Source organism: Psychrobacillus sp. FSL K6-1267, assembly GCF_038003265.1.
In the GTDB taxonomy this organism is placed as follows: Bacteria; Bacillota; Bacilli; order Bacillales_A; family Planococcaceae; genus Psychrobacillus; species Psychrobacillus faecigallinarum.
Genome location: NZ_JBBOOR010000001.1, coordinates 1,409,717 through 1,428,136, shown reverse-complemented (window position 1 = coordinate 1,428,136; position 18,420 = coordinate 1,409,717). Strand labels below are relative to the sequence as shown.

Below are 18,420 nucleotides of genomic sequence, written 5' to 3'. Positions count from 1 at the left end.
CAAGCTCGCCTCCTAATCCCATTCTTTTAATTGCTCAATGAGTTGAGTCAGTTCTACTGATGATTTATCTTTTGCTATTTGTAAAAGCTGTTTAATGGTTTCTTGTCGTTTTTCAAACTTAGATAGAAGATTTAATTTATCTTCATATTCTTCTAACATTGCTTCAGTGCGACGAATATTATCATAAACAGCCTGTCTAGAGATATTATATTCTTCTGCAATCTCTCCAAGTGATAAATCATCTAAATAATAAAGCTGCATATAGCTTCGTTGTTTATCTGTCAATAAAGCCTGGTAAAAATCGAAGAGAAAATTCATGCGAGTTGTTTTTTCAATCATGCCCATCTCTCCTTACCATGTGTAATGGTTCATCTTATAGTTTATAAACAGAGTCTTTAACTGTCAAGTAAAATTACTTGTCTTCTGTTGTTTCTTCTAACTCTAAGCCTTCTGCAAATAATCCATATACGTATTTCTCTGCATCAAAAGGCTGAAGGTCATCCATTTGCTCTCCCAGACCAACAAATTTAACTGGAATATGCAGTTTGTTACGAATGGCAAGTACTATACCGCCCTTAGCCGTGCCGTCAAGCTTTGTTAAAACAATTCCGGTAACATTTGTTGCTTCCTTGAAAGTTTGAGCTTGAACAAGCGCATTTTGACCTGTAGTGGCATCTAGAGCTAATAATACCTCATGAGGGGCATTTGGTACTTCTCTTGAAATGACACGATGGATCTTTTCTAATTCATTCATTAAATTGACCTTATTTTGTAGGCGACCAGCAGTGTCACAAATCAAGACATCCGCCTTTCTTGTCTTTGCAGCTCGAATTGCATCATACATAACAGCAGCAGGGTCCGATCCTTCCGCCTGCTTAATAACCTCTACTCCTACACGATCTCCCCATACCTGAAGCTGATCGATTGCGCCCGCACGGAATGTATCTCCAGCAGCAAGCATAACTTTCTTGCCATCATTATTTAATCGATGTGCAAGCTTGCCAATGGTCGTAGTTTTTCCTACTCCATTTACTCCTACAAAAAGAATAACAGTCAACCCATCTTCTTCTAGCTGAAGCTCTGTTAAATCTTTATCTCCAGCTTCATAAATTTCTACCAATTTTTCTGAAATAACCGATTGAATACCAGCTGTATCCTTGATGTTTTTTCGTTGAACTTCAAAGCGGAGTTTGTCCATTAACTCCACTACTGTTTCAAATCCAACATCTGCTTGAAGTAAAATTTCTTCTAATTCCTCAAAGAAATCCTCATCGACCTTACGATACTTTGCTACTAAGTCATTTACTTTAGAAGTAAACTGATTTCGTGTTTTCGATAGACCTTCTTTAAATTTATTGGTAATGGAGACTGTTTCTTCCGCCTCTGGTGTAGAACCTAACATCTTTTCTTTCATTTTTTTAAAAAAGCTCATAGTTAAACTCCTTTTAAGTTACTAATTCTTCTTCTAATTTTACAGAAACGAGCTTGGATATTCCTGATTCCTGCATAGTGATTCCATACAGGACATCCGCTCCCTCCATAGTGCCCTTGCGATGAGTAATAACGATAAACTGCGTATCATGACTAAATTTCTTCAAGTAATCACTATAGCGAGTTACATTAGCTTCATCCAGTGCAGCCTCCACCTCATCCAAAATACAGAATGGAACCGGACGTGTGTGCAGGATAGAAAATAATAAGGCAATAGCTGTTAGCGCACGCTCTCCACCAGATAAGAGAGAAAGATTTTGGAGCTTTTTGCCTGGTGGCTGCGCCACGATATCTATACCAGTATCAAGCATTGAACTAGGATCCGTTAACACTAAGTCTGCCTGTCCTCCACCAAATAATTGTCTAAATACCACTTTAAAATTCCTTTGAATTTCATTAAAGGTAGTTTCGAAACGGATGGTCATTTCTTCATCCATTTCCTTAATGACTTCATGAAGTGTCTCTTGAGCAGAAAGCAAATCTTCCCGTTGTTCAGTCAAGAAAGAATGGCGTTCACTTACTTGTTCAAATTCTTGTATAGACCCTAAGTTAATAGGACCTAACTCTTCAATAGAACGCTTTAACAATTTGACCTTTTTACGAGCAAGCTCCTCATCCATATTAAATGGGTAATCTCGTTTTGCTTCTTCTAAAGTTAATTCATATGTTTCTTCTAGTTGATTTTGAAGCGAGTTAGATTCTACTTCTAGCTTTCCAAGCCTTAATTCTAATGTACGCTCATCATTGGCGTATATATTTACATGCTGCTGAAGTTGCTTTAGATGATTTTCGGAATCATTAACTTTTTGAGAAAGTACTAGTCTTTTCTCTTTGTCAGTTTTGATTTGATCAATCAAATAATCTTTTTTCTCTTTAAAGTTTATAATCATTTGACTGATTTCTTCCGGTGATGGTCCAGACTGATCATCATTTTCAAACCAGCTAATTTCTTTTTCTAATGTACCGATTTTTTGTGAACAATTTTGAATCTCTTGTTCCAGTTGCTTCTTTTCTTTGTCCTGCTGATTTACTTGTTCATTGACTACAGCAATAGAGGATAAAAGTTCACCAAGCTCATTTTGTACTTGGTCTTTTTCCTGCATCGACTGTTGTTTTAATAATTGCAATTGATCAATTGTTTGCTGAATGGAATTTAAGGATTCATTAATTTCTGCACTACGTTTAGCTGTTTGTTCTTTTTTGCGGACTAAATCCTCATGTAGGTGATTTTTTTCAGTCTGCACCTCGTCAAACTCTAATAATCGATTGGTCAGCCGAGAAATAATTGCCACACATTCTCTGTCTTCTGATAATAGCTTATGCTCTTCCTCGCGCAATGCTTCTCCGGATAGACGAGCTTCTTCTAGCTCTATTTTCAGTTGCTGAACCTGTTGCCTTTTAAAGGAAACGGATTTTTCGGCTTGTAGAACAGATTGTTGTAGCTCCACTAGCTTGTCATTCAATTGTTCTAGCTCAGCTTTTCTAGTAAAGACGGATGACTGCTGCTTCACGGAACCCCCAGTCAAGGAACCGCCAGCATTTACTACATCTCCATCTAACGTTACAAAACGATATCGATATTGTAATCGGGCTGCCATTTCGTTAGCACCCTTTAGATCAGTCGCTATAATAATATTTCCTAGCAGGCTTTCGATAATAATTTTATAATCAGGATTATAATTCACTAGCATATCAGCAGTATTTACAAATGATGGATGCTGTTTAATAGGGGCCAATGCTTGCTCCGTTAATTTACGAGACTTCATAACCTGTAATGGAAGGAAGGTAGCTCTTCCCACCCTTTTCTTTTTCAACCATTCAATTGCCAGTCGAGCATCTTGACTTGTATCTGTAATAATATGTTGCGATTGCTGGCCTATGGCCGTATCAATTGCATTCATATAATCCGATGGAATCTGAATTAGTTCCGCAACTGCTCCATGAATACCTTTTAGTTCTTTTTTGTCGCGAGCCATCAGTACTTCCTTAACTCCTTGGAAATATCCGGAAAACTCTGACTCAAGCTCCTCCAAAGAGTCTTTTCTTGCCTGCATTTGATGCTTCATTTGATAGGCTTTTTGAAGCATTGACTGTTGTTCTTCATAGGAGGCCTCTAATTTATCAGAGGTTTCTCGTTTAGTTTTAAAGTCTAGCACCTTTTGCGCCAAATTCTTTTGACAACTTTCTAGCTGCTTCTCTATCTCTTTTTTTCTATTTGTAAGCTTTTCGAGCTCTTCTTTAATCTCACGGTAATCCTCTACCATTTTTTCTGAAGAAACTAGTTCAAATTGAAGCTGCTGTTCCATATGCTTCATTTCATTTTTCATCGTTGCTTCTTCGTTTAACAAATCAATGTAAGAGCCCTTCAAGTTTTCGATTTCTTCTTCTACTTCGGAGGCCGATTTGCTAAGTACATGGTCTATTTGAAGTTTCTTTGCTCTTAGTTCTTTTAATAATATTTTTTTCTCAGAACTGGATACTACGTTTTCTTCCAATTGCTTTTCAAATGTTTGCAGCTTGGTCTTTTCTTCTTCCAAAGCTCTTTTAAGCTGTGATATTTGTTGACTTGCATTCTGTTTTTTCTCGGCAAGTAGCAGTTTTCTTCCCTCTAAACGTTCTAGCTCAGAGCTTACTTCAAGTAATTCCCCTTGATCTTTATCTAGCTTTTCATCAGTTGTACCAATAATTCTTCTAACAGTAAGAATATCAGCTTCTGCCTCACTAACCTGTGTTAGAAGAAGCTTCTTCTGTTCGTCTATTTGCTGAAGTTGATTATGTAGCTCTGCACTTTCCTGCTTAAAAAGATTTAAATCATGAGCAATGACCGCTATTTCAATATCCTTTAGTTCCGTAGACATCTCTAAATAATCAGAAGCCAATGAGGATTGAATTTTCAGAGGTTCCATTCGTCCATCTAGCTCATGAAGAATATCGAGCACTCGGTTTAAATTGTCATCGGTTTCGATAAGTTTGAATTCTGCTTTTTTCTTGCGTTGCTTGTATTTTAGAACACCTGCTGTTTCCTCGAATATCGTTCTTCTGTCCTCTGGACGACTGTTTAATATCTCATCCACTCGTCCCTGAGAAATAATAGAGAACGCTTCTTTTCCAAGTCCTGAATCCATAAATAAATCTGTTATATCCTTCAATCTACACTGTTGCTTGTTCAGAAGATATTCACTATCACCAGAACGATAAACTCTTCTTGTTACGCTGATTTCAGCAAAATCAAGAGGGACGCGATTATCAGAATTATCTAGTATTAAGGTTACTTCTGCAAAGTTTAATGCCTTTCTAGAATCACTTCCTGCAAAGATTACGTCTTCCATCTTTGCTCCACGTAGCGACTTTGCAGACTGTTCCCCTAGTACCCATCTGATAGCATCCGTTACATTACTTTTCCCACTACCATTTGGACCTACCACTGCTGTTACCCCTGGAACGAAATCTATTCCAATTCTGTCAGCAAATGATTTAAATCCAATAATTTCTAATCTCTTAAGGAACAACGATTATTCCTCCTGTTCTTGATCCTTTATTGCGAGTATCGCCAGTCTGGCAGCTTGCTGCTCTGCCTCTTTCTTAGAACGTCCTATACCGACGCCAAGTTCTTTAGTATTTAAAATAACACGTGAAACAAAGGTACGGTTATGTGCCGGACCTTTTTCCTCTACAATTTCATAGCTAAGTGTACCATTGTTTTTTTGTTGAATTACTTCTTGTAGCTGGCTTTTATAATCCATCACATGCGAAAAAGCACCGACTTCGATTTTAGGAAAGACAATCTTTTCTAGAAAAGAAACGACTACCTCTAATCCCTGATCTAAATATAATGCACCGATAAATGCTTCGAACACGTCTGCTAAAAGTGCCGGTCTTTCACGCCCGCCGGTTAATTCTTCTCCTTTACCAAGCAATACATATTTACCAAATCCTAATTCATTGGCAAATACAACTAAAGAAGGCTCGCATACAATAGCTGCGCGAAGCTTAGTAAGCTGACCTTCACTCATTACCTCATATTGCTGAAATAGGTACTGAGAAACCGATAATTCTAATACGGCATCTCCAAGAAACTCTAAGCGTTCGTTATCGGTGAAAAACTTACGTCGATGCTCATTCACATAGGATGAATGGGTAAAGGCTTGATACAATAATGTCGGATTATTGAATTGGATTTCAAAATGATTTTGAAATTTTTGGAACTGTTGTTTAACGCTTTCTGGGAACCCCGTTTTTTTAGGGTGGTTGTTTTTTCTATTTACTTTCATCCTGATCTGCCTTTCTTACTTAACATCTATCTGTTTAAGTTTACCTGTTTATAAAGCAATGTGCAAAAAGAAATAGAGACGCTTTTTATTCGGAAGAATAAAAAACGTCTCTGTTGCTATTTAACTTTATCCACCTTCGTATATAGAGCAACTATATAAAAATGTGACTATTTGATATTAGCCTTGTTTGCTTTCAATATAGCTAACTGCGCTACCCACAGTTGAAATATTCTCAGCATCTTCATCCGAAATCTCCATATCGAACTCATCTTCAAGCTCCATTACTAACTCAACTACATCTAGTGAGTCGGCACCTAAATCATCACGGAAGGATGCTTCTAATTTTACTTCGCTTTCGTCTACTCCAAGACGATCTACGATAACTTTAGTTACACGTTCTAAAACTGTTGACACATTTGTCACCTCCCCTCAATGATTATACAAAAAACTTCTTGTCTATGAAAGGCTATTTCACATGAAATATAATACATTCTAAATCAGATAGTGCTTACTTAAGTTCCGTCTGGCATTACATATACATGCCGCCATTGACGTGGATAGTTTGCCCAGTAATATAACTAGCATCGTCTGATGCTAAAAATGCTACCGCGTTAGCAATGTCTTCAGGATTACCGAATTTTGCCAAAGGTATTTGGCTAAGCATTTGTTTTTTGATATCTTCAGGTAAAGCATCAGTCATATCAGTTGTGATAAAACCAGGAGCAACTGAGTTAACTGTAATATTACGAGAAGCTAATTCCTTTGCAGAGGATTTTGTTAAACCTATTACACCCGCCTTAGCAGCTACATAATTGGCTTGTCCAGCATTTCCAGATACCCCGACAATGGAAGTTATATTTATAATACGCCCTTTGCGCTGTTTCATCATTTGTCTCGTAACAGCCTTTGTACAGAGAAACACACCTTTTAGGTTTGTATTCAAAACATCATCCCACTCTTGCTCCTTCATACGCATCAGTAGATTATCACGAGTAATGCCAGCATTGTTAACTAAAATATCAATGGAGCCGAAGGTTTCAATGGTTTGATTGACCAAGTTTTGGACATCCTCAGCTTGATCTACATTTGCTTGAATAGCAAAGGCTTCACCACCGCGCGATTGAATTTCTTTCACTACGGCTTCTGCCTTTTCTTTGCTCCCACTATAATTTACCGCTACCTTTGCTCCTTCGCTTGCTAGGTAAAGTGCAATATCCCTACCAATACCTCGAGATGCACCTGTGACAATTGTGGATTTACCATCTAATTTACCCATTGATAACCTCTCCTATTTCAGTAATCGCTTGCTGCATGGAAGCCTCATCATAAACACAATAAGTAGCAACAGAGCGATCTACTTTTTTGACTAGACCACTTAATACTTTACCAGGACCACATTCGATAAATATATCCACACCAAGATCAAGCATTTGTCGAATAGACTCTTCCCAGCGGACTGGAGAATACAATTGCTCCACTAATAGATCCTTCATATCTGCCGCCTTCTCTACTGGCAAGGCTGTCACATTTGAAATAACTGGAGGTATTGCATCCGAAAGATTAATAGAATCAATTGCTGCATCTAGTTTATGTGCAGCTGGTCTCATTAATTCGGAATGGAATGGTCCGCTTACGGCTAAGGGGATTGCTCTTTTAGCACCTACCTCCTTCGCTTTAGCAGAAGCCTTTTCTACTCCTGCCGCTGTTCCTGAAATAACAATTTGACCAGGGCAGTTAAGATTTGCAATTTGCACTATATCTCCATTGGTTGAAACTTCCTGCGTGACCTCTTTTAACAAAGAAGCTTCGAGGCCTAATATTGCAGCCATGGCCCCTTCTCCAGCTGGAACAGCTTCATTCATATAAAGACCACGCTGGTGAACTAGCGAAACTGCATCTTCAAAGCTAAGTGCTCCAGATGCTACTAACGCAGAGTATTCACCTAAGCTATGACCAGCAGTATAATCTGGCGTAATACCTATGTCAATCAAAGATTTTGCAATCATTATGCTTGTTGTTAGTAATGCTGGCTGCGCGTGATAAGTTTTAGTAAGTTCCTCAGATGGACCATTCAACATGATGTCCGATAGGGAGAACCCTAACTTTTGATCTGCTCGTTCATAAAATTTCTTTCTTTCACTGTTACTTTCGATTAGCTGTTGCCCCATCCCGACAGTCTGGGAACCTTGTCCTGGAAATATAAAAGCTATTTTAGTCATTGGAGGATTCCTTTCGTAATGTTGTGTAGATAATGTCGGAAACATTATTTTCTACCATTGTTCGCGCTTGTCTAATCGCATGGAATACCGCACGTCCATTAGAAGAACCATGTGCCTTGATAACAGGAGCCTTTAAGCCAAAAAGCCCTGCTCCACCATACTCTGAGTAATCCAATTTATTTTTTAATACTTTTAGTTGATCCTTTACAAGCAATGCTGAGATTTTAGTTTTTGTCGAAGTATTAAAAGCTTCTTTTAATAAGGTAAATATCCCTGCTGCCGTACCTTCAATCGTTTTTAATACCATATTGCCTGTAAATCCGTCTGTAACCACTACATCCGCCACACCATACAATAAATCTCTAGCTTCTATATTGCCTATAAAATTAACAGGGGTCTCGTTCAAAAGTGTAAACGCGGCTTTCGTTAGCTCATTTCCCTTTTTATCTTCCGTTCCAATATTCAAAAGACCAACGCGCGGATTAGAAATCCCACGAACCTTCTCCGCATAGACACTTCCCATTACTGCGAATTGCTGCAAATGCTCGGGCTTTGCATCTGCATTTGCACCAAGATCAAGCATTACAAACCCTTTTCCATCAATTGTTGGTAGAGTAGGAGCCAATGCCGGACGATCTACTTGGTCAATTCTGCCGACTATGAATAATCCCGCTGCCATCAGTGCCCCTGTGTTACCAGCAGAAACACAAGCATCCGCTTCACCGTTTTTGACCGATTCTGCCATTTTGACCATAGAGGAATTTTTCTTTTTACGGATGGCACGCACTGGCTCATCTGTTCCTTCAATCACTTCATCTGTATGGACAACCTTCAAACGTTCATGCTTAGTTACAAGCGTTTCTAGTTTATTCTCGTCCCCAAACATAATAATTTCTAGATCGTCGAAAGCCTCTAAAGCTTCATAGACCCCTTTAACTATTTCATGAGGGGCGTTATCTCCGCCCATTGCATCTATAGATATTTTCATTTTTAATCACCTTTTTTAAGTCATAGTTTCTCGATACATGTTAAATTCGCCAACAAACACTGTTTCATTTTCTACCTTGCTTGTGACTTTAATAAGTGTGCTGTTTTTTTCAGGATCACTGGAAAGAACTACAGCTTTTGCTATAACTCGGTCTCCAGCCTTCACTGGCTGCACAAATGTAATGTTGGATTTTCTCGTTAAAGCCAGCTCATCGTTAATGACCGCGACCGCCAATGAATTTGCTTGGGCAAATAGATGATGTCCTCTAGCTATACCATTTCTAGCAAAAACATGGTCTTGCGTTATATCCAATAAGGATATTGCTTGCTTATCTAAATCTATATCTATAATTTCTCCAATCACTTCATCGATTGGGAGTGATTTAACCTCTTCTTCAAAATTATGAGCAGCTACAGACTTAATTCTCTCACGCAACTCAGGAATGGACAACTCCATTCGATCCAAACGAATAGTTTGCACACTCACTTTAAAGGTAGATGCTAAATTTTCATCCGTTATAAAAGGATTTTTATCTAGAGTTTCTAATAAAAGCCTTTGTCTTTCTTTTTTCGTATATTTCAAGCTATTCACCGCCATTTTAGCACTTGGTACTAATATCAGTATATAAACATTAAAAAAAGAATGCAAGGAATGATTTCACATCATCCATGCATTCTTTTTAGTTAATCCTTTCTCCATCCAATGCTTTTGAATTTATCAGAGTGTTTCGAAGACCTTCCATTTCATCGGATTTCCAGAAATGCTCAGATTCTAGTAGACGTTCTGCATCTATTTTAGCTGTATTTAAAGCTCTATAATCATGAACCAAATCGGCAATTTTGAATTCAGGTAAGCCACTTTGCTTTTTCCCGAAGAAATCCCCAGGTCCACGAAGTTCTAAATCTTTTTCTGCCAAAACGAATCCATCGTTAGTTTCCGTCATAGACATCATGCGTTCCTTTCCTTCTTCTGTTTTAGGATCTGCAAGAAGTATACAATAAGATTGATGCTCTCCACGTCCTACCCTTCCGCGAAGTTGGTGCAGTTGAGCAAGTCCAAAGCGTTCTGCATCAAAAATAATCATGAACGAAGCATTAGGAACATTTACTCCTACTTCCACAACTGTTGTAGAAACTAACACATGAATATTTCCATCCGTGAATTCTCTCATCACTTCATCCTTTTCATCGGAGTGAAGTCGACCGTGCATTAAGCCAACAGTGTAATCTTTACCAAGTTCATTTGACATCATATTGTAAACATCGACAGCATTTTGAACGTCTAATTTTTCAGACTCCTCAATTAGGGGACAGATAATATAGGCTTGTCTACCATTTGCTAGTTCTTTTTTCAACCGACTAATTAGTTTAGGAAGTTGGTCCTCCTTCATCCAATGTGTATCAATTGATTTTCTTCCAGCTGGCATTTGATCGATAATAGAAACATCCATTTCTCCAAATGCTGTTATCGCTAAAGTTCGTGGAATAGGAGTTGCCGTCATAAAAAGTACATCAGGATTCTCTCCTTTTTCCTTTAATACTTTTCTTTGCTCTACACCGAAACGATGCTGCTCATCGGTTATAACCAAACCAAGCTTTTTAAAAGAAACTTCAGGTTGGATTAATGCATGAGTACCTATGAGCAAATCAATATTACCTTCTGCTAAATTTTCCAATACAATTCTTCTTGCTTTTTGTTTGGTAGATCCTGTTAAAAGTGCAATTCTAACTCCAAGCGGAGCGAGCCATGCATCTAAGGAAGCGGCGTGCTGCTCTGCAAGTATCTCTGTTGGCGCCATCAAAGCTCCTTGATATCCAGCAGTAATAATTGCATATAAACAAATAGCGGCCACGACTGTCTTTCCAGATCCCACATCCCCTTGCAAAAGTCTATTCATACGATGTGGCTCCTTCAAATCTCGACAAATCTCATTGACAACTCTCTTTTGAGCATCCGTTAGCTCATAAGGTAAGGATTCAATGAGGATTTTTAATCGTTCATTGTCAAAAGCAATACTATTCCCAACATTTTGTTCTTTTCGGACTTTCTTAATCGCCTGCATTTTTAGTTGAAAGTTAAGTAATTCCTCATAAACAAACCGTCTTCTTGCATTTTTTGAATGATTGGCATCCTGCGGAAAATGTATCCCCTCGAGAGCTTCTACTATGTCGGGTAGTTTATAAGCGGAACGGATAGATTCCGGTAAAGGGTCCATAATATACCCTTTTAACTCATCTAAAGCTTGTCTCATGAATCGTCTGAAAATCTTTTGGCTTATGGACCCTTTTAGCGAATAGACAGGTTCAAAATCCTGTTGGTCCGTTTTCGGTCCTGCAGAAAAGGTAGAGACATTAATAACCTGACGCCCTCTGTCCCACTTGCCAGTAACCGTGATTACAGATCCAGGTGTAATTTTAGATTTCAAATAGGCTTGGTTAAAAAATACTGCCTTAATCAGATGCTGTCCAGCCAACAAACGAACCTGCAATCTGGATTTATTTTTTCCTAAAAAAAGAAGAGAAGGTTCACTTTCGACCCTTCCTTCCACTGTTACTCTCTCATTATGAGCTGTTTCTGCTAAGTTTTTTAATCGAAAATCTTCATGTCTATAAGGAAAGGTCATCACTAAATCCTCTAATGTGATAATCCCTAGCTCTTCTAACGCCTTAGCAGTCCCACTTCCAACACCCTTTAAAGAGGTAACTAATTCGTCTACCTTATTTTCCACTGCTGACCACAGCCCCGCCAAAGATCTTTGCTTCTAACCATTTTCCTGTTGGTGTAGCAGCTAATCCTCCTTGAGCAGTTTCTTTTAATGCTGTTGGCATTGTTTGACCTATTTTATACATAGCATCTATTACTTCATCGCATGGTATTCGACTAGTAACCCCGGCTAAAGCCATATCTGCTGCCACTAAAGAATTAGAGGCACCCATTGCATTTCTCTTCACACAAGGTACTTCCACTAATCCGGCAACAGGGTCACAAACTAATCCAAGCATGTTTTTTAGTGTAATAGCAAATGCTTCTGAGCATTGCGACGGTGTACCACCAGCCATCTCTACAATAGCGGCCGCGGCCATACCCGCTGCAGACCCTACCTCTGCTTGACAACCACCCGCAGCTCCAGATATAGAAGCATTGTTAGCTACGACAAACCCGAATGCACCTGCAGTAAAAAGATATCGGATCATCTGTTCACGAGTTGGATTTAATTTATTTTTGACAGCAAATAAAGTTCCTGGCACAACACCTGCAGATCCAGCTGTAGGTGTTGCACAGATAGTACCCATTGCCGCGTTTACCTCATTGGTTGCCACTGCTTTACTTACAGCATCCAGCATTAACTCTCCTGAAAGAGAGTTCCCCTTTTGCATATAAGCTTGTAAAAGTACCGCATCTCCTCCAGTCAACCCAGAAGTTGAATGAACTCCCTTTAGTCCCTTCTCTACAGCTTCTTCCATAACCGTTAGATTACGATCCATTTGTGTTAAAATTTCTTCACGGGTGCGTTCTGTCATAAGAATTTCTTGCTCGATCATTATTTCAGATATCAGCTTATTTTCTTTGTTAGCTCTATCTACTAATTCACGCACATTCCGAAATAAGACTTCCATCGTACCCCTCCTTAATCTACTATCCTTGTAACCTTGGTTATATTCGGCAAGGTCTTAAGTTCTTCTAATATATCCTCGTTCACATTTTGGTCAACTTCAATAACCATCAGGGCCATATTCCCTTTCTCTTTTCGAGAAACCTCCATATGACCGATATTTATATCATACTTTGCCAAGCAATTGGCAACGCTTGCAATACATCCTGAACGATCTTCATGAACTACTAATATAGCAGCTAAGTTGCCGGATAACCTTAATGGAAAACCATTAAGTTCAGTTATTTCTGTCTTACCTCCACCAATAGAAATACCAACCATCGACATTTCTCGTTCGTCGTCTCCTAACACAATCCTTGCTGTGTTTGGATGCTCGGTATGTCCTGTCTCAGGGATAAATTCATAAGACAAGCCAACTTTTTCTGCATCACTAAACGCAGTTTTAATCCGCTCATCAAAAGTGTCGTAATCAAGTAAGCCGCCGATAATTGCGACATCCGTTCCATGTCCTTTATATGTCTCGGCAAAGGAACCATAAAGATGGATTTTTGCCCATGTAGGTTGCTTTCCAAATAAATCTCTTGCCACCCGCCCTATACGTGCTGCTCCAGCAGTGTGAGAAGAGGATGGTCCAATCATAACCGGTCCAATTATGTCAAAAACAGACTTGAATTTCAATTGACAGACCTCTCTTTCATGTTAATAATTCTATTTTACACTTATTGGGATGTTTAAACAAAAGTATTGTACGAAAGAAATACAATACTCATCCTTGTTAAAGGATGATTAAATTAACATATCCTAATTGTTTGATGAAAATGTCAGCAAATATTTTTTTAATAATTCAGCCTCACATCTTAAAAAAAACGCGTGGGATTTCTCCCACGCGGAGTCGCTCTTCTTTATTCGACCGATAAGATATATGGATATAACGGTTGTTTACCGTTATAAAGTTCTACTTCAACATCCTCAAATTGTTCTTCGATATAAGCAGCAAACTTGCCTGCTTCTTCTTCAGAAACATCTTCGCCGTATATAACAGTTACTATTTCTGAATCATTATCAATCAATTCATTTGCCAGTTTAGTGGCTGCTTCGACTCTAGAAGGCTGAGAAAGAATAATTTTACCTTCTGCTAAAGACATGAAATCATCTTTTTTAATCTCAACGCCGTCAATGGACGTATCACGAACAGCAAAGGTAACCTGACCAGTTTTTACATGAGAAAATGCTGCAGTCATATTCTTTTTGTTTTCTTCAACACTTACTTGAGCATTGAATGCCAAAATTGCAGCCATCCCTTGAGGAATCGTTTTTGTTGGCACAACAGCTGCTTCTATTCCTAATACTTCAGCCGCTTGTTCAGCAGCCATTACAATATTTTTGTTATTTGGAAGGATTAATACACGCTCTGCACCTACCGATTCAATTGCTTTTACAATATCCTCTGTAGAAGGGTTCATTGTTTGTCCACCTTCTATTACAGCTGAAGCACCTAAGCTTCTTAATAATTCTGCAACTCCGGTACCCATTGCAACAGTAACCACTGCATATGGATGCACTTCAGCTTTTTTTACAGCAGCTTCAGCTGAATGGCCTTCACCAACTATTTCCGTATGTTGCTGACGCATATTTTCAATTTTAATTTTGATAAGATCTCCATATTGCTGACCATACGTCAATACTTCACCTGGAGTTTCAGAGTGTATATGAATTTTAGCAATCTCATCGTCAGAAATTACTAATAGAGAATCTCCATATGCACTTAAATCATTGCGGAAATCATTTTCGTCAAAGGATTTTTTCCCTTCTTCGAAACGAACCATAAACTCCGTACAAAATCCGAATTCAATGTCTGCCGTGTCCATAAATCCTTGAACACTTTTATGATGCTCGGCACTTACCAAATCATCCATAGAGTTACTAACCGTTTTCTCAGGAAGTTCTTCTCCCTTTAAGCTTGCTAAGAAGCCCTCATATACAAATACTAAGCCTTGTCCACCACTATCTACTACCCCAACTTCTTTTAAAACAGGTAATAGGTCTGGAGTTCTATTCAGTGATTGTTTTGCCTCTTCTACAACAGCTGCCATTAATTCAGGGATATCTGTAACAGTTTCACTAACTTCCACTGCTTTTTTAGCAGAGTCTTTAGCAACAGTCAAAATTGTACCTTCGACCGGCTTCATAACCGCTTTATAGGCAGTTTCCACGCCGTATTGCAGAGCTTGAGCAAATTGCTTCGCATCCAAAGTAGCATATTGCTCAATAGATTTACCGAAGCCTCTGAAAAGCTGAGATAAGATAACTCCTGAGTTTCCCCTTGCCCCCATCAATAACCCCTTGGATAATGCTTGAGCAGTTTTACCGATGTGCTCACTCGTGTGGGCAGCAGTTTCTTTAGCTCCCGAGGTCATTGAAAGATTCATATTTGTCCCTGTGTCACCATCAGGAACAGGAAATACGTTTAATGCATCGACATAGTCCGCGTTTTGAAAAAGATGGTGTGCTCCCATCTTGACCATATCTGCAAATTGATTACCATTGATTGATTTCATTGTTTTCTCTCCTTAATCACACGTTTGCCACGCGAACTCCTTGTACGTAAACATTTACGGATTTCACCGACATACCAAGAGATTTATTCAGTGTATATTTCACTTTGGATTGGACTTGATAAGCGATTTCAGAAATTTTTGTTCCGTAACTCACAATAATATACATATCGATATGTAGATCTTCTTTGTCCTGTCTAACAATAACACCTTTAGTAAAATTTTCTTTTCTTAATATATCTGTTAAACCATCTCTGATTTGATGCTTTGATGCCATACCTACGATACCATAGCATTCAATCGCGGCTCCGCCAGCAATCTGTGCAATTGTATCTTGTGATATATCAATGTGCCCGAATTCATTTGTTAATTCTATTGACATGTTGAAACCTCCCAAGTCCTTTTTGACTATCCCTTATTGTACTACACCCTTTAAAATTATAAAAGACACGTTTCTATTCGTCTACTTTTTGCATAAAGTGTAATTAGATTGCCATTTCGTGAAAATACAATTCCTGATACTATAGTAACTATGTAAAGACCATTACTGCAAGTCAAAGCCAAACCAACTTTTCTATTTTATAGTGTAAAGGTTTTTTTCTTGATATACTTGCTTATCAAAAGAGACTGTGGTAAATTATTAAAGTATGTGAAATATCGAACTGAAAAATCTTTCAGCTTCTTTTTTAAAGGAGGAAATTATAATGCCAAAAGTATGTGCAATCACTGGGCGTAAAGCTCGTTCTGGTAATGCTCGTTCTCACGCAATGAACGCTAACAAGCGTACATGGGGGGCAAACCTTCAAAAGGTCCGTATTCTTGTAGACGGTAAACCTAAACGTGTATGGGTTTCTGCTAGAGCTTTAAAATCAGGAAAAATTGAGCGCGTATAATCGCTCTCATAGTTAATGCCAGGTTGACTATTCGTCGACCTGGCATTATTTCTGTCTAAAACTATTTTTTCTCCTCGTCCTTTTTAAACAGACGAATACATACCTTCATAATACTACTAACTGATTTAGGTAATTTAAAAGTGTAGACCTTCACACATATTTCCTCCCTTTTAGTCACTGCTTCTTATCATTAAACATATGCCCGACTCAAAGGAGATAGTACTTGTTCGTTCTACTTGTTCATTACTAGTAAACTTCGCATTACCATAATTCACTACTTCATTTTCTACATTGTATAAGAAACCATCAAGATTCACGTTCCCAATCTTCTCACCAAAAGGGTAGAGGGAAATATATTTGTATTCTTCCTGTTTTTGTATGTAATGAGTACCAGGTAGTAAAAATTGAAGTTTATTTTTATTGTTTTGAATATAAAAGGATACTTTTGGATACCGTTTCTGGAAGTAATAAACGTCATGTAAAGCAGCTTGATAGTGATCTAAGCGTGCGCCACTTGCACCAGTTAAAATGACTTCTGTTGGATTATATTTCATAGCCTCTAATAACGCTAAGTGTGTATCTGTCTCATCCTTATCCGTAGGCAAAATAGATATATGAGTTATTTTTTCACGTAAAACGTTCAGCTCTTCCTCGCTAATAGAATCGAAATCACCAATAATCTCATTTGGAATAATGTTAGCATTGATTAAATGAAAGGCACCTCTATCTGCTCCAATGAAAATAGTTTCTTCTTGAAAAAAAGGAAGCTGTCTAAGATCAACAACTTCCTCTAAAGGGCCTCCAGAACAAATGAAGACACGTTTCATCTAGAAACCGCGCTTAATCCAGCAGCTTTAATTCTTTGAAGAGCTTTAGCTTTATCTGGTGCGTTGTATATAGCAGAGCCAGCTACAAGAATAGTTGCACCAGCTTCTACACAAGGAACAATAGTTTCTTCGTTAATACCACCATCAATCTCTATTTCTATAGAAAGATTTCTTTCTTTAATAATCTGTGAAAGCTGTTTTACTTTCGGTACAACAGAATGAATAAACTTTTGACCACCAAATCCTGGATTCACTGTCATAAATAAAACCATGTCTATATCCTCTAACACATGTTGAATAGTTTCTATTGGTGTATGTGGGTTTAATACGATCCCGGGCTTAACTCCAAAGGAACGAATCAGTTGAATAGTTCTATGTAGATGCGGACAAGCCTCCACATGTACTGTAATATAATCAGCTCCTGCCTTAGCGAAAGCTTCAATGTACTGGTCTGCATTTTCAATCATTAAATGTACATCCAGCGGTAGATTTGTTAGTGGACGAAGAGCTTCCACAACAATTGGACCCATCGTAATATTGGGAACAAAGTGGCCGTCCATCACATCAATATGAATAAGTTCAGCTCCAGCCTTTTCAACCTCTAAAACTTCTTCTCCTAATTTAGCAAAATTTGCGGCTAAGATGGAAGGTGCAATTTTTATCATTTTTAGTACCTCGGCTTTCTTTCTACGATTTCTTCATAAAACTGTAGATAATGTTTATATCGGTAATCTTTTATTTCTCCTAGCTCTACTGCTTGCTTAACTGCACATTTAGGTTCATTTACGTGTAAGCATCCACGATATTTACAACCATCTTGACGTTCTACAAAGTCTGGAAAACAACTAGATAGTTCTTCTTTTTCCATTAAATCGAATTCAAAGGAACTAAAACCAGGCGTATCCGCTAAAAGACCATCACAAACCTCTATTAACTCTACATGTCTGGTCGTATGCTTTCCTCTTCCTAAAGCATCAGAAATTACACCTGTTTTTAAATCTAGCGAAGGTAGAATTGTATTCAGTAAAGTAGATTTCCCTACTCCAGACTGACCAGCTAGTACCGTGGTTTTTCCTTTTAAAACCGGGGAAATTTTTTCATGAAAAGCCGGATCATCTTTATAGGTCATTAATATTTCATAACCAATTTTTTCATAGTCAGAAATATATACTGCCATTGTTTTTTTCATTTTTTCATCCATTAAATCACTTTTCGTCAAGCAAATGATTGGCTCAATATTAAACGATTCGAGAACTACTAAAAAGCGATCCAATAAAATGGTATTAAAATCTGGTTCTTTAATAGAAAAAACTAAAATCGCTTGATCAATATTAGCAATTGGCGGACGAACTAGGTTATTTTTTCTTTCATGAAGAACGGTGATAGTTCCATCGTTTTCTCCTTCTACCGTATAGTCGACAAAATCACCTACTAGAGGAGACTCGCCTCTATTTCTAAAGACGCCTCTCCCTCTGCATTGTATGATGTTACCGTTGTCATATACATAGTAAAATCCACTAAGTGCTTTTCTTATTTGTCCGTTTGGCATCCTATGCCTCCCTA

19 protein-coding genes are annotated in these 18,420 nt (G+C 38.2%); 1 reads left to right on the top strand and 18 read right to left on the bottom strand.

From position 1 onward, the window contains the following. Positions 1-12 precede the first annotated feature (12 nt). From MHB55_RS06925 to MHB55_RS06860, 14 genes are all read right to left on the bottom strand, one after another. Positions 13-339, bottom strand: a complete 327-nt coding sequence (locus MHB55_RS06925) for a putative DNA-binding protein (protein WP_144538029.1) — start codon at positions 337-339, stop codon at positions 13-15. Positions 340-412: 73 nt separating this feature from the next. Next, entirely contained in the window at positions 413-1,432 is a 1,020-nt protein-coding gene (ftsY, locus tag MHB55_RS06920; protein WP_151110576.1) for a signal recognition particle-docking protein FtsY, read from the bottom strand. 13 nt (positions 1,433-1,445) lie between these two features. Continuing rightward, positions 1,446-5,000: a chromosome segregation protein SMC gene (gene smc, locus MHB55_RS06915; protein WP_340862878.1), complete on the bottom strand. Its 3,555-nt coding sequence runs from the start codon at positions 4,998-5,000 to the stop codon at positions 1,446-1,448. 3 nt (positions 5,001-5,003) lie between these two features. Continuing rightward, complete coding sequence (rnc, locus tag MHB55_RS06910) at positions 5,004-5,762, bottom strand: ribonuclease III (protein ID WP_151110581.1); 759 nt, start codon at positions 5,760-5,762, stop codon at positions 5,004-5,006. A gap of 177 nt (positions 5,763-5,939) precedes the next feature. Beyond that, positions 5,940-6,176 carry an acyl carrier protein gene (gene acpP, locus MHB55_RS06905; RefSeq protein ID WP_093263354.1) on the bottom strand — a complete coding sequence of 79 codons (237 nt, stop codon included), beginning with the start codon at positions 6,174-6,176 and terminating at the stop codon, positions 5,940-5,942. 115 nt (positions 6,177-6,291) lie between these two features. Continuing rightward, a complete protein-coding gene (gene fabG, locus MHB55_RS06900; RefSeq protein ID WP_340862877.1) occupies positions 6,292-7,038 on the bottom strand; it encodes a 3-oxoacyl-[acyl-carrier-protein] reductase in 747 nt (248 codons plus the stop codon). Beyond that, a complete protein-coding gene (fabD, locus tag MHB55_RS06895) occupies positions 7,031-7,981 on the bottom strand; it encodes an ACP S-malonyltransferase (RefSeq protein WP_154311145.1) in 951 nt (316 codons plus the stop codon). Before fabD ends, fabG begins: the two co-directional genes overlap by 8 nt. Continuing rightward, positions 7,974-8,969, bottom strand: a complete 996-nt coding sequence (gene plsX / locus MHB55_RS06890; protein ID WP_340862876.1) for a phosphate acyltransferase PlsX — start codon at positions 8,967-8,969, stop codon at positions 7,974-7,976. Before plsX ends, fabD begins: the two co-directional genes overlap by 8 nt. 15 nt (positions 8,970-8,984) lie before the next feature. Continuing rightward, positions 8,985-9,551, bottom strand: coding sequence for a transcription factor FapR (gene fapR / locus MHB55_RS06885; RefSeq protein ID WP_144538022.1), 567 nt, complete (start codon positions 9,549-9,551; stop codon positions 8,985-8,987). 97 nt (positions 9,552-9,648) lie between these two features. Then, on the bottom strand, positions 9,649-11,718 hold the full coding sequence (gene recG / locus MHB55_RS06880; protein ID WP_445678229.1) for an ATP-dependent DNA helicase RecG: 2,070 nt from the start codon (positions 11,716-11,718) through the stop codon (positions 9,649-9,651). Next, a complete protein-coding gene (gene sdaAA, locus MHB55_RS06875) occupies positions 11,687-12,586 on the bottom strand; it encodes an L-serine ammonia-lyase, iron-sulfur-dependent, subunit alpha (RefSeq protein WP_154311148.1) in 900 nt (299 codons plus the stop codon). Before sdaAA ends, recG begins: the two co-directional genes overlap by 32 nt. 11 nt (positions 12,587-12,597) lie before the next feature. Beyond that, a complete protein-coding gene (sdaAB, locus tag MHB55_RS06870) occupies positions 12,598-13,260 on the bottom strand; it encodes an L-serine ammonia-lyase, iron-sulfur-dependent subunit beta (RefSeq protein WP_144538019.1) in 663 nt (220 codons plus the stop codon). A gap of 224 nt (positions 13,261-13,484) precedes the next feature. Next, entirely contained in the window at positions 13,485-15,140 is a 1,656-nt protein-coding gene (locus MHB55_RS06865) for a DAK2 domain-containing protein (protein ID WP_154311149.1), read from the bottom strand. A gap of 16 nt (positions 15,141-15,156) precedes the next feature. Then, positions 15,157-15,519 (bottom strand): Asp23/Gls24 family envelope stress response protein, encoded by a 363-nt coding sequence (locus MHB55_RS06860; RefSeq protein WP_144538017.1) that lies wholly within the window; start codon positions 15,517-15,519, stop codon positions 15,157-15,159. A 322-nt stretch (positions 15,520-15,841) separates the two neighbouring features. On the opposite strand from MHB55_RS06860, the gene rpmB reads away from it, so the two are divergent. Next, complete coding sequence (gene rpmB, locus MHB55_RS06855) at positions 15,842-16,030, top strand: 50S ribosomal protein L28 (RefSeq protein WP_093263405.1); 189 nt, start codon at positions 15,842-15,844, stop codon at positions 16,028-16,030. A gap of 61 nt (positions 16,031-16,091) precedes the next feature. On the opposite strand, the gene spoVM is transcribed toward rpmB, so the two are convergent. The 4 genes from spoVM to rsgA are packed head-to-tail and all read right to left on the bottom strand — an operon-like array spanning position 16,092 to position 18,406. Continuing rightward, on the bottom strand, positions 16,092-16,184 hold the full coding sequence (gene spoVM, locus MHB55_RS06850) for a stage V sporulation protein SpoVM (protein WP_144538016.1): 93 nt from the start codon (positions 16,182-16,184) through the stop codon (positions 16,092-16,094). Positions 16,185-16,200: 16 nt separating this feature from the next. Next, on the bottom strand, positions 16,201-16,857 hold the full coding sequence (locus tag MHB55_RS06845) for a thiamine diphosphokinase (protein ID WP_144538015.1): 657 nt from the start codon (positions 16,855-16,857) through the stop codon (positions 16,201-16,203). Next, complete coding sequence (gene rpe / locus MHB55_RS06840) at positions 16,854-17,522, bottom strand: ribulose-phosphate 3-epimerase (RefSeq protein WP_144538014.1); 669 nt, start codon at positions 17,520-17,522, stop codon at positions 16,854-16,856. Before rpe ends, MHB55_RS06845 begins: the two co-directional genes overlap by 4 nt. A 2-nt stretch (positions 17,523-17,524) precedes the next feature. Further along, positions 17,525-18,406, bottom strand: coding sequence for a ribosome small subunit-dependent GTPase A (gene rsgA, locus MHB55_RS06835; RefSeq protein ID WP_151110593.1), 882 nt, complete (start codon positions 18,404-18,406; stop codon positions 17,525-17,527). Positions 18,407-18,420: the final 14 nt, after the last annotated feature.

Excerpts from the sequence above, each read along its gene's own strand:
- MHB55_RS06860 (WP_144538017.1), bottom strand. The coding sequence starts at position 15,519 with ATGTCAATAGAATTAACAAATGAATTCGGGCACATTGATATATCACAA.
- MHB55_RS06865 (WP_154311149.1), bottom strand. The coding sequence starts at position 15,140 with ATGAAATCAATCAATGGTAATCAATTTGCAGATATGGTCAAGATGGGA.
- ftsY (WP_151110576.1), bottom strand. The coding sequence starts at position 1,432 with ATGAGCTTTTTTAAAAAAATGAAAGAAAAGATGTTAGGTTCTACACCA.
- rsgA (WP_151110593.1), bottom strand. The coding sequence starts at position 18,406 with ATGCCAAACGGACAAATAAGAAAAGCACTTAGTGGATTTTACTATGTA.
- sdaAA (WP_154311148.1), bottom strand. The coding sequence starts at position 12,586 with ATGGAAGTCTTATTTCGGAATGTGCGTGAATTAGTAGATAGAGCTAAC.
- rnc (WP_151110581.1), bottom strand. The coding sequence starts at position 5,762 with ATGAAAGTAAATAGAAAAAACAACCACCCTAAAAAAACGGGGTTCCCA.
- MHB55_RS06925 (WP_144538029.1), bottom strand. The coding sequence starts at position 339 with ATGATTGAAAAAACAACTCGCATGAATTTTCTCTTCGATTTTTACCAG.
- plsX (WP_340862876.1), bottom strand. The coding sequence starts at position 8,969 with ATGAAAATATCTATAGATGCAATGGGCGGAGATAACGCCCCTCATGAA.
- MHB55_RS06845 (WP_144538015.1), bottom strand. The coding sequence starts at position 16,857 with ATGAAACGTGTCTTCATTTGTTCTGGAGGCCCTTTAGAGGAAGTTGTT.
- rpmB (WP_093263405.1), top strand. The coding sequence starts at position 15,842 with ATGCCAAAAGTATGTGCAATCACTGGGCGTAAAGCTCGTTCTGGTAAT.
- fabG (WP_340862877.1), bottom strand. The coding sequence starts at position 7,038 with ATGGGTAAATTAGATGGTAAATCCACAATTGTCACAGGTGCATCTCGA.
- rpe (WP_144538014.1), bottom strand. The coding sequence starts at position 17,522 with ATGATAAAAATTGCACCTTCCATCTTAGCCGCAAATTTTGCTAAATTA.
- fabD (WP_154311145.1), bottom strand. The coding sequence starts at position 7,981 with ATGACTAAAATAGCTTTTATATTTCCAGGACAAGGTTCCCAGACTGTC.